We start from the raw sequence: 11,820 nt of genomic DNA, 5'->3' as shown, positions 1-11,820 counted from the left end.
AATTCATCTAGCAATTCTTTGCGAATATTCATCGGTTTTTGTGTTAGTTATTGTGTGGCTAGATTATCTCTCTGCATACATCCCAGACTTTACACATTTCACTTTACACTCTCGTCTGGGATTAGAAAAAAGCGTATCAATATGATTGCTGGCTATCGGGATGGACAAATAATTGCTCCCTTCACTATTGAAGGAGCCTGTAATCGCAACGTTTTTGAAATTTGGCTAGTAACTTGTTTAATCCCAAAACTCCAACCCAAGGAGTGGGTAATTATCGATAATGCTACCTTTCATCACGGTGGTAGAATTCGCGAATTAATTGAAGCGGCTGGATGTAAATTAGTCTATCTACCTGCTTATTCTCCTGACCTCAATCGCATTGAAAAATGTTGGGATTGGTTGAAGCATCGAATTGGCAAACTTTTACGCAATTCTGACAATTTACGTGATGCCATGGAATCTGTTCTGGCCGCTTCTGCGTCCTAATACACTTGGCGACAGCTATATAAGGAGGATAGTGGGCTACTCTAATTTCAATACCGATTTCAGTTGCCAATTTCTGTAGAGGCTGTTTTCAAATATTTCTTGACCTTGTTTCCGAGAAATTTGCAGACAGCATCATAATCATGCAAGTTGATCAAGCTGGTTGTCATCGGGCTAAGCGCTTACGTTTGCCAAGCAATATCATTTTTATTTTTCAGCCTGCACATTCTCCCCAATTAAACCCCATTGAGCGAGTTTGGCTTCACTTGAAGCAAGGATTGCGGTTTGCTTTGCCAAAAAATATGAATGAGTTACAGCTTTTTGTTACCATTCGTCTCTCTGAAATGTCTAAATCTGTTATTGCTTCTCTTGTCGGCTGGCTTTCCATTCTTGATGCTCTATCTGTCGCCTCTATTTTGTGATTTGGTATTAAACATTTCTACTTGCTGCTGCAAATCCCCTGATTCATTGAAGTTATCCCAACTGAGATGGTCGAGAAAGGCATGACCATCCACACAACTAACTGAGAGTTTAGCGCCAAACTCCACAGGTGTTCCTGACTTACCTCTGACGATTGGACGCATATGAGGTTGCGTAATGCTGACGATGCGGTCGTCTATGCGATGACAACCTTGCTCGTACATCAATTGTTGTTGCCGATATACTTCACTGACGACTAGTAAGTTCCGATAGAGATTCTTCTTCAATTCTGATAGCTTTGCCCCTGCGGCAATTAGGGTGTCGATATGGGCAAGATTGCGACGGACATATCCCAACTGTGGGTTAGTTGCTTGGGGACTGTCCCCAATAACTTACAGGCTAAGTCAGAGGGACTGGGGTATCCTTTACCGCGCCATACTCTAAAGCTCCATGGTACGCGCCACTCACCATAGACCAAATACAGTACAACCAGATTTAGTCCGCGCTTGCCGTTTAGTATTCTCACCCATGGGTCGGGTTCGTCTTTAGTGGGATTACTCAAATGTAAAAACTTGCCGCATTTTTCTAGGGTGGTCAAGTCTATCAGTATCTTTAATGACCCTCTCTTCGATGGGCGATGCTTGGCGATTTGTGCCAAAATAGCCTGCCTTGTTGCTCGAATTAGTCCTCTGGTTGACCAGTTATAGTGATTGAGAAATCGACTGAGCGCACTTGCTGATTTTATCTGTGTATGTTCTGGATAAGGATGCCCTTGTGCTTCCAGAAATAGCCCTAATATTGCATTAAGACTTGCTTTTTGATACACACTTGGCATCAAACACAGAAGACTATACACTAGCCATTAGGCGTGCTTAACGATGCTTTCCATAATCGTTATTTGAATTTACTACTACGCCCTTTTTTTCACATTTCTGCTCTTTCTACAACCCCTTTTCTTGAATGGTGCAAGATCTCAGTTATACCTCCATGTCCTAGCTTTTTTGCTTCAATAGCTGCATATCTGCGTTGATCTTTCTCGTGCAGTGAATCGTAAAATTTCAACATCTCTATCTCAAGTTCTTCGCTGTAATATCCCAAAATCATTCCTTTTCTTTCTTTATCTGAGCTTATCCTGATTTGCACAAGTTATTTGTTTTTCATTCCTTACACAGATTTTTGGAGGGCTTATGCTCTTGTATTCCCTTCTCAGCGTCACAAGACTGTGGGGAAGGAGTCGGGTAAAACCAATTATATTGAGCGCTTTAACTGTACGATGCGGCAACGTGTCTCTCGCTTAGTTCGTAAAACTCTCTCCTTCTCTAAAAAACTAGAAAATCACATTGGTGCTATCTGGTTCTTTATTCATCACTACAATTCATCCTTACTTGTTTAGGACTACCCGAATTTCATATAGGATCAAATATACAGCACAAGGCGCTATGTAAACTTGATCGATCCACACAGAAGATACTATTGCGCCAATTCAAGGATAAAGTGCAACAGTTTCTGATGAAGCAAAGAATACTTCGTAAGGAGTACGATAGTCAAGAGATTTTCTCGGTCTATGATTTATTAAATTCACCACCTTCTGAAAGTCCTCCTCTTTCACGATTTTAAAGTTCGTACTTTTGGGATAGAACTCTCTAATTAATCCATTGGTATGTTCATTCAATCCACGCTCCCATGAATGATATGGATTCGCAAAGAATGTGTCTATTTGTAGCCTTTTAGATAGCTTCTCATGTCCACAGAATTCTCTTCCATTATCAAAGGTCATTGTCTTTCGAGATGTTGACTCTATAGGCTCAAACAGATTGAATGTCACTCTGTTTATCTCGTACATCGTCTTGTTCTTAGCTAGTCCAGCCAGTAAATACTTCGAGGCTTTATCAACATGTGTAACTACGATACCTGTGTGGTTACAGCCGATTACCGTATCACTTTCCCAATGTCCTATCTCTGTTTTTAAATCTGCAATCTTGGGTCGATTCTCTATCCCAATCCGATTTGGAATCCCACCTCGTTTCTGATTGCGACTTTTGCGTCGTCGTTGTTTTTGCTTCTGCCTCAGATATTGTTGATATATTCCCATCTCTTGATGGTTTGCGTAGATCATCAGATAAATTGTCTCATAGCTGATTTTATCTAGTCCCTCCCTTGCCATTCTCCCTGCTAGTTGCTCTGGGCTGTGGTGTTGCTCTAACCGTTGTTTTACTTCGGCGATCGTCTCAGCACTGAGGCTCTGAAATCTTACCTTTGCTTTCTTCCGCCTTGCTTTCATCAGGGCAACCGCAGTGTCTGGCAAATAGCCAATCTGGCGCTCGTCTGTATTGCGCGATAACTCTCTTGATATCGTACTTTTGTTTCGGTTTAGCCGACGACCGATATCTGATAGGGATAACTTGTCAATTACTCGCAGTTTATACAGTTCACTTCTTTCTATGGTGCTAAGCTGGATATAGCTCATGAGGATCTCCTGATTGTTGTGATTATCATCAGATTATCCTTATGAGTCCCTTTATGCAAAGATCTCTAGGTGTTGCACTTCATCCTTGAATTGGCGTTGTTTCAAGTAATACGATCTAAATACCGAAAAAATCTATGTCTACGAGAGCGATAATTGGTAAACAAATTGATGATGACTCTTATTTATCCGTGTATTTACATCGTGACGGCTATGTTGATTATGCAGGGGTACTCTTGCAAACGCATTATGCAACAACAGAGCAAGTTGATCAGCTTCTAGCTTTAGGTAACATGAGTGTGCTGGGAATCTCGATCAACAATTGCTTATTTTATAACCGCGATACCCAAGAATCATGGGGAACAGAAAAACCCAAACTCAGAAATCTGCAAGAGATTTGTTCCGAAGAGTGGGTATATATTTGGGATGGGACTCAATGGCTGGGCAGTGAATCTAACTCGTTTAATCTTATTCCCATCCAAGAATTATTGGTATCTCAGTTTAGCTAAACCTCTGCATCCTAGTTTTTTATCTACATACTCATGATAGAACAATTATCAAAATTAGCTTTAGTGTAGAGGATGAGAGAAAGATGCCTAGAAAAAAGCCTAAAGGATTTGCAGGAGAAAAATCTAAGCACAACCAAGAAATGCAGAAATTAGATCAAGGCGACAATACAAAAGGCAATAACCCGCCATTCTGGGTTGAGCTTTTCGTTAATGTCATGATGATATCTAAACTCATTTCGGCGATAGCAACATCAAATTTTCGCAAACCCAAAGATCAATAAATGTTTAACTAACAAAGCAGATACCCCTTCAATATATAACAACGCGCCAAGCAAAGCCCTCAAACCTTGAAAACACGTTGGCAACAGTAAGTATAAATACTTATTCGTATAAATCTAATGACAAATAATTGATGATTATTTGCTCTAAGATATTTCTAAGACGAATTGAGGTTTCGATCTTGAAAACGATCGCGTTTGTGATTATGACCATAAGTTTGCCGCAGCGGCAAACTTATGGTATCAACCTCCAAGGCAATGGACTCTAACACATAGCCAGTCTGCATTTCGGTAGTAGATGTCCGCTATATCCAGTCTCCTTAAGCCCTTTAGCCCAGCCACATGCAAAATTTGTCTGTGACTGGAGTGGTAAAATCAGCGATGGGAGTCAAATCTAGATGCAGCAGGCAGATAACACAACGCTACTCAAGGCTTTTGGCAGCTTCTAGAGTTTACGATTTTCGGCAAGCTTATGCTTGTAATTCAAGACTTTCGGCAAACTTATGCTTCCATCTGGGGAGACGAATCTAGGAGAACCCAACGGTAAAATAAGTATTTCAAACTCAGTAGCGGTAAATTTATGGTGCTAATGGCGGCAAGCTTATGGTCATAATCATAGAAGTATCCCCCCTCATTTCCAATATCACTGATGAGGTAGTTGATGAAGTAAAGCAATACGTCCTATAGTCCCCTCAATGCGATCTACACAATCGTATTTCTGGACTGTCTAGTCATCAAAGTCCGAGACAATGGCAGGGTAATTAACAAGTCCCTGTAGGTCGCATTGGTGATGAATATGGATGGATACAAGGAATTACTGGGTATGTGGATTTTCCCCAGGGAGGGTGCTAAATTCTGGTTGTCAGTACTCACCGAAATTTGCAGCCATGGAAAGATATTTTGATTGCTTGCGTCGATGGCTTGACAGGGTTTCCTAATGCCATAGAAACTGTATTTCCTTAGACACAGCTACAGTGAGTTATGTATTGTTCATATGGTGCGTAACTCGGTCGCTTTTGTACCTTGGCAGCAACATAAGCAGGTTTGTGCTGACCTCAAGGCGATTCATGCTAAGGCGACGGAATCGGAGGCAGAGTTTAATCTCGAACTCTTTGCTGAGAAATGGGATAAGCAATATCCATCAATCTCCAAGTGTTGGCACAGTCATTGGGTGAATATTATCTACTTCTTTGCTTTCCTCCTGAGATTCGCAAAGCAATTTATACCACTACCAATGTCATTGAGTCGATGAATAGCAGTTTGAGAAAAGTGATTAAGTCTCAGCAGTTCTTTCTCTCTGATGACGCTGATTTCAAGCTGGTTTATTTAGCGATTTGGAATATTTCTAAGAAGTGTACTATGCCAATTCGTGATTGGAAACCCGCTCTTAATCGCTTTGCTATCCTCTTTGAGGATCATCTTCATATCTAGTTTCTAGACTTTACACACTTTGCTTAACAGTCTCATGGGCGGAGTGAAGCAGCAACCATACTTACATTCTTTCACTACAGAATACTTAATACAACCTGTCTGAAAACTTAACTAATGCATAACCAGTTCTAAACCTTGCTTCGCAGGTTGTACTTGTATTATCTGCATATCTACGTCTTAAGAAATATAGCGATCGCTCGCTACTTAGGATCTATGGAAATGGAGGATTTGAACAAGACGAGATACCAGGATTCTTGACTGACTTTACCCAAGGTAGAAAAGCAAGGTGTCAAACGCTACATGAGAGAAGAATAGTTAAAACTCTCTTTAAATGACATCTATTTCTCAATGCGATCGCAATTCGATCTCTTTATATTTCCGTTTGATCTTATTTGAATTTAAACGTCGTAAACATCATGGCAACTACATCCGTTCGCTTTTCACAATTTAATGCGTCTCTAAATCGCAACGCTGAAGGACAGACAGTTACCGATTTTTCTACACCAAACAATGCACAAGCTAAAGCAGTTGCTGAAATCATTCAGCTTAACAATCCTGACGTGCTGCTGATCAACGAGTTCGATTATTTCGCTGCAAGTCCACTTCAGCCAGTCACACTCCTACAGCAAAACTATCTCGGTGTCAGCCAAAACGGGGCAACACCTGTTAACTATCCTTTCGTTTATATTGCGCCTTCAAATACTGGCATTGCTTCAGGTTTCGACCTCAATAACAATGGCGTTGCGGTTACAACGCCTGGTACAACTGGATATGGTGACGATGCTTTTGGTTTTGGTAACTTTCCCGGACAATTTGGGATGTTGCTATTGTCTAAGTATGAGATCGATACACCGAACATCCGCACTTTCCAGAATTTTCTATGGAAGGATATGCCAGGAAATTTGCTCACAAACGATCCTACGGTTGACAACCCAAATACAACTGTAAATGAGAACCTGAATGGTTTTTATTCTCCTGAAGAGATTGCAGTATTGCGCTTATCCTCTAAGAGTCATTGGGATGTACCAATTAAAGTTAATGGTGAGACTGTCCATTTATTGCTCAGCCATCCTACGCCGCCCACTTTTGACGGTACTGAAGATCGTAATGGTAAGCGCAATGCTGATGAAATTCGTTTTTGGGCAGACTATATTACTCCTGATAAAGGTGGTTATATTTATGATGACAAGGGCAAAACAGGTGGTATTGCGACTGGTTCTAGCTTTGTGATCATGGGCGATCAGAATGCCGATCCTCTGGATGGCGATAGCTTTAATAATGCCATTCGTCAATTGCTACTAAATCCAAACATCAATACCAATTCTGTTCCTGCGAGTCTCGGGGGAATACAGCAAGCTGGATTGCAAGGAAGAGCCAACGTTAATCAAAAGGGAAACCCTGCTTTTGATACGGCTGACTTTGCGGATGGTGCTCCAGGAAATTTGAGAACTGATTATGCTTTACCTTCAACGGATTTGCAAATCACCAATTCGGCTGTCTATTGGCCCCTCAATAGCGATCCTAATTTCGCGCCCGTTGGGACTTTCCCCTTCCCAAGCTCAGACCACCGCTTGATCTATGTAGATGCATTAGTTGGCGCAACTCCTGCGGGCAAGACTGTTACTGAGGCTAAGCTGCTTGGCAATACAACTTTTGCAACTGGCTTTGTACCGACAGGCGCAGCCGCGCAAATTAATGGCGCTAATGTTCCTGTTGGCGGATTGTCGGGCGTGACCTATGACGCGGCTAATAATCGCTACTATGCGATTTCTGACGATCGCTCGTCTAATGCCCGTTTCTACACCTTTACTCTCAATCCTGTAACCAATGCAGTTACCTTTACCAACGTTGTTCAACTCAAGGACATAAACGGTAATCCTTTTGTTGCAAATACCCTCGATCCTGAAGGTATTGCTGTTACCAAGAATGGTACAGTATTTATATCGTCGGAAGGGGAAGCTAATCCTGCTGTCGGTCGCGTTGGTGATCCTTGGATTAAAGAATTTAATCTGGTTACTGGCGTAGAACTGCGATCGCTGCCCGTTCCCAAAAAATTCTTGCCAGTGGTAGTAGACACCAATGGCAGTGGCACTGTCAATGCTGGCGATACGCAGACGGCTGGTGTTCGCAACAACCTTGCTTTTGAAAGCTTGACGCTCGCTCCAAATCAAAAAACTCTATTCACTGCAACTGAAAATGCTCTGTTCCAAGATGGTGTTGAAGCGAATATCAACAATGGTTCGCGATCGCGCATCGTTCAATACAACCTCGTAAGCGGTCAGCCCGAAAAAGAATACTTCTACATCACCGATAAAGTTGCAATTCCTCCAATTCCTGCTAATCAATTTGCTACTAACGGCTTAGTAGATTTATTGGCGATCGACGATCGCGGCACTTTGTTGGCAGTTGAGCGTTCCTTTGCAGTTGGTGCAGTTGGAACCGTTAATAACACTGGCAACACGATCAAAATTTACGAAATCACGCTTCAAGGGGCGACTGACATTAGCTTCAACGATTCATTGTCCAGCTTAACTACCCAGCAACTTGCGGCGATCGCCCCAGTTCAGAAGCGTTTACTGCTCGAACTTGATGATCTTGCCTTGCCAACTGGTACGGACAACATCGAAGGTATTACCTTTGGTCCTAAGCTTGCTGATGGTCGTCAGTCAATTGTGTTAGTCAGCGACAACAACTTTAGCAGCACTCAATTTACCCAAATCCTCATCCTCAGCGCTGATGTGATTCCATCTGTAACGCCTACAGTTGAGACTCGTCCAGCCCTTTTAGATGACGACACTAAGCCATTCAGCCAACGTGCTGATGCTGACGATCCTGCGATTTATGTCAACGCTACCGATTCAAACAAGAGCTTAGTTGTCACTAGCGTCAAGAATGGCGGCTTGCGGATTTACGATCTCGCTGGCAATTTGTTGCAGACGATCAATCCTAGCAATCCTGACATTCGCTACAACAACGTTGACTTGCAGTATGGCTTTACCCTCGGCGGTCAAAAGGTTGATATTGCTGTCGCTAGCGATCGCAATAACGACAAATTGGCGATCTTCAAGATCGATGCCAATGGTACTGGCGGAAATTTCCTAACCAACATTACCGATACCAGCGCTGCTACGATTTTCCAAGGTGCGCCATTTACAGGTTCTTTCTCGGCTTCTTCTCGGAGTGCCTACGGCTTAACGATTTATCGCAGCCCCGTAACTAACGATTATTACGTTTTCACAAGCCGCCGTCAAACTGGGGACATTGCCCAACTCAAGCTTGTAGATAAAGGTAACGGTACGATTGGCTATCAGTTAGTCCGTAACTTCACCGTTCCAACCATCAATGGCATCGACCCTCAAACGGAAGGAATTGTTGTCGATCAAGAGAAAGGCTTCTTGTATATCGGTCAAGAAAACGTCGGTATCTGGAAGTACAATGCCGAACCTAACAGCAGCAATACAGGCACGCTCATCGATAAAGTCAAAGATTTGGGCGGCAAGAACCTGATTGAAGATGTCGAAGGTTTGACTATTTACTACGGTAAGGATGGCACTGGCTATCTGTTTGCTTCGAGTCAAGGTGACAACTCCTTTGCTGCATATGCTCGAGAAGGCAGTAATGAATTCATCGGAAGATTCTCAGTTGGCAACAATGGCAGTATCGACAGCGTTCAAGAGTCTGATGGTGCTGAAGTGATTAACGTACCTTTGGGTAATAACTTCCCATTTGGTGCATTCTTTACCCAAGATGGTAGCAACGATCCTGCTGTATTAGTTGAAGATGATGGCGAACTAGAAAATATCAGCAGCAACTTCAAGTTTGTTCCTTTTGAGAACATTGCTAATGCCTTCTCGACTCCACTTAAAATCGATACCACCAGTTTCGATCCTCGCAATCCTAAAGCAAACTCCTTGTTGAATGGTGTTGCAAGCGGCGATACGACCCAAACTTCCACCGTACTTTGGACTCGCAGCAACTTTACGGGTTCTGTCAAGTTTGAATATTCCACCAAGGCTGACTTCAGCGCGATCGCTGGCACAAAAACAGCTACTGTGACTGATGCGCTTCAACCCGTTAAGGTTGATATTACTGGGCTAACCGCAGGAACTAACTACTTCTATCGCGTCACCGATGCGGCTGGAGATATTGCGACAGGTAAATTCAGTACTGCTGATGCGATCGGTAAGCAATCTGGATTGACCTTTGGTGTCACTGGTGACTGGCGCGGTGAAATCGCTCCTTACCCAGCGATCGCCAACGCAGACGAACGCAACCTCAAGTTCTTCGTAGCACTAGGCGACACCATTTACGCTGACTTCGCATCTCCAGCGCTGAAAGATGCTAATGGCAACGAAAAAGCCCAAGCAACGACATTACAAGATTTCCGTATTAAGCAGGACGAAGTCTACGGCAGTCGCTATGGTCAAAACTATTTTGCCGATTTGCGCGCTTCCACTTCAGTTTTTGCCACCATCGACGATCACGAAGTTGTCAATGACTTCCAAGGTGGTGAGAATCTTGCCAATGCCTCTGCTGAAATCAAGGCTCTGTATGGTGCTACGAGCGGCTTGGTGAATGATTCGCCACTTTACAACAATGGTTTGCAAGCGTTCCAAGAGTACAACCCCATCCAAGATCAGTTCTACGGAGCAACTGGAGACGATCGCACTGCTGGTGAACGCAAACTCTATCGGGCAAATACTTACGGTAGCGATGCAATCAATATCGTTCTTGATGCTCGTTCCTTCCGCGATCCTGGGCTAACTAACGTCACAAACCTCGGCGATCAAGTTCAAGTTGGCAATTTCTTGGCGCAGTCATTCAATCCCGCTCGAACATTTTTAGGCCGAGTCCAAGTTGAAGACCTCAAGCGTGATTTGCTACAAGCGCAAAAAGATGGCGTGACTTGGAAGTTCGTCAACCTTCCAGAACCTGTTCAAAATATTGGTGTATTTGGAGCAAGCGATCGCTACGAGGGCTACGCCGCCGAGCGCACCGAAATCCTCAAGTTCATCAATGAGAACAAAATTAATAACGTTGTCTTCATTGCTGCTGATATTCACGGAACATTGGTAAACAACCTCACCTATCAATTAGGTGCTGGACAAGCCCAAATTGCTACCAATGCTTTTGAAATTACCACTGGTTCTGTCGCATTTGATGCTCCATTTGGCCCTACCGTCGCCGAACTTGCTCTTTCTGCTGAAATCATCACTCCTCAAAGCAAAGCCTTCTACGACTCACTGCCTGTGGCAAATGATGCTGATAGCGCGGTCAATGATAAGGATGACTTTATCAAATCCATTGTCGATGGTGGTTTAGCACCTCTCGGCTACGATCCGCTCGGTCTGAACAACAACCTCGCTCAAGCCAATGGCTTGATTAAGGCAAAACTGTTGCAAGGCGACTATGTTGCAACTCAAACCTACGGCTGGACTGAGTTTAATATCGATCCAACCACTCAGAAACTGACCGTTACCACCTATGGTATCAAGCCTTACACCCGCGCTGAACTCGAAGCCGATCCTAGTTTGATTACTAGTCGCGTGCCTGCGATCGTCAGCCAGTTTGAAGTCGAAGCCAATCAAGTTGTTGCTGATTCTAAACTTGTATCCACAGGTGCAACTCCTAACGACGATCTATTGATTGCCACTAATGGAAACACCTTTGATGGACGTAGCAATATTCTCTTTACTGGAGCAGGTAAAGATGAAGTGGATTTACAGTTTAACGCTTCCTTTGCTGTTGGTAACAACCGAGTAGATCTTGGCAGTGGAAATGACACTATCTTTGTCAGCAAGGACGATCGCGTATTTGGCAGTGAAGGAAATGACACCTTTGATGCAAAAGAAGGAAAAGGCGGCAACCGTATGTCTGGCGGCGCTGGTGATGATACCTTCTTCTTAGGATTTGGCGATCGCGCTCTTGGAGGCGACGGTAAAGACAAGTTCTTCGTTGGTAATGGTGGCAATAACTTGCTGTCTGGAGGTGCGGGTACTGACCAGTTCTGGATTTTTAATAGTTCCGCCCCAACTGCTACCAACACTATCTTGGATTTCCAAGTTGGGACAGATGTAATTGGCTTAAATGCTTCTGGAGCTACCTTCGCTCAATTGACTCGTTCTGGCAATACCATTAGTTTGAATGGCTCAACCCTTGCGACTTTAACTGGCATTGACACGTCTAGCTTGACATCTTCTAGTTTCGTTTTCTTGGGTTAATCTTTCTCGCGTAT

At 43.3% G+C, this 11,820-nt stretch carries 9 protein-coding genes and 3 pseudogenes; 8 read left to right on the top strand and 4 right to left on the bottom strand.

What is annotated here, in order from left to right; translation table 11 throughout:
* Nucleotides 1-486, top strand: a 486-nt coding sequence (locus tag H6F42_RS20880) for a transposase (RefSeq protein WP_206755010.1), incomplete at its 5' end; no start/stop codon positions are given.
* Nucleotides 487-626: 140 nt separating this feature from the next.
* Nucleotides 627-905: a transposase gene (locus H6F42_RS20875; RefSeq protein WP_242018552.1), complete on the top strand. Its 279-nt coding sequence runs from the start codon at nucleotides 627-629 to the stop codon at nucleotides 903-905.
* A gap of 9 nt (nucleotides 906-914) precedes the next feature.
* Here the strand turns inward: H6F42_RS20875 and H6F42_RS20870 are convergent.
* The 3 genes and pseudogenes from H6F42_RS20870 to H6F42_RS20860 form a co-directional block, all read right to left on the bottom strand.
* Nucleotides 915-1,262 (bottom strand): annotated as a pseudogene (locus H6F42_RS20870) (IS5 family transposase); the annotation flags it as partial.
* Entirely contained in the window at nucleotides 1,217-1,729 is a 513-nt protein-coding gene (locus tag H6F42_RS20865) for a hypothetical protein (RefSeq protein WP_190401309.1), read from the bottom strand. The pseudogene H6F42_RS20870 and the gene H6F42_RS20865, both read right to left, overlap by 46 nt.
* 98 nt (nucleotides 1,730-1,827) lie before the next feature.
* Nucleotides 1,828-2,046, bottom strand: coding sequence for a hypothetical protein (locus H6F42_RS20860; RefSeq protein ID WP_190401313.1), 219 nt, complete (start codon nucleotides 2,044-2,046; stop codon nucleotides 1,828-1,830).
* 22 nt (nucleotides 2,047-2,068) lie between these two features.
* Here H6F42_RS20860 and H6F42_RS20855 point away from each other — a divergent pair.
* Nucleotides 2,069-2,296: pseudogene (locus tag H6F42_RS20855) on the top strand (IS1 family transposase); the annotation flags it as partial.
* 90 nt (nucleotides 2,297-2,386) lie between these two features.
* Here H6F42_RS20855 and H6F42_RS20850 read toward each other — a convergent pair.
* Entirely contained in the window at nucleotides 2,387-3,370 is a 984-nt protein-coding gene (locus tag H6F42_RS20850; RefSeq protein WP_190401308.1) for an IS30 family transposase, read from the bottom strand.
* A gap of 134 nt (nucleotides 3,371-3,504) precedes the next feature.
* Here H6F42_RS20850 and H6F42_RS20845 point away from each other — a divergent pair, with 134 nt between their 5' ends.
* The 5 genes and pseudogenes from H6F42_RS20845 (at nucleotide 3,505) to H6F42_RS20820 (ending at nucleotide 11,806) form a co-directional block, all read left to right on the top strand.
* Nucleotides 3,505-3,876: a hypothetical protein gene (locus tag H6F42_RS20845; protein ID WP_190401307.1), complete on the top strand. Its 372-nt coding sequence runs from the start codon at nucleotides 3,505-3,507 to the stop codon at nucleotides 3,874-3,876.
* 83 nt (nucleotides 3,877-3,959) lie between these two features.
* Entirely contained in the window at nucleotides 3,960-4,157 is a 198-nt protein-coding gene (locus tag H6F42_RS20840; protein ID WP_190401306.1) for a hypothetical protein, read from the top strand.
* A gap of 787 nt (nucleotides 4,158-4,944) precedes the next feature.
* A pseudogene (locus tag H6F42_RS22025) lies at nucleotides 4,945-5,406 on the top strand (transposase).
* Nucleotides 5,307-5,585, top strand: coding sequence for a transposase (locus H6F42_RS22410; protein WP_347272340.1), 279 nt, complete (start codon nucleotides 5,307-5,309; stop codon nucleotides 5,583-5,585). The pseudogene H6F42_RS22025 and the gene H6F42_RS22410 overlap by 100 nt, the downstream one beginning before the upstream one ends.
* 416 nt (nucleotides 5,586-6,001) lie before the next feature.
* A complete protein-coding gene (locus tag H6F42_RS20820) occupies nucleotides 6,002-11,806 on the top strand; it encodes a phytase (protein WP_190401302.1) in 5,805 nt (1,934 codons plus the stop codon).
* The last annotated feature ends 14 nt before the right edge of the window (nucleotides 11,807-11,820 follow it).

Source organism: Pseudanabaena sp. FACHB-1998, from assembly GCF_014696355.1.
GTDB lineage: Bacteria > Cyanobacteriota > Cyanobacteriia > Pseudanabaenales > Pseudanabaenaceae > Pseudanabaena.
Note: the sequence above shows the minus strand (reverse complement) of the source record. Positions and strands in the feature narration are given on the sequence as shown.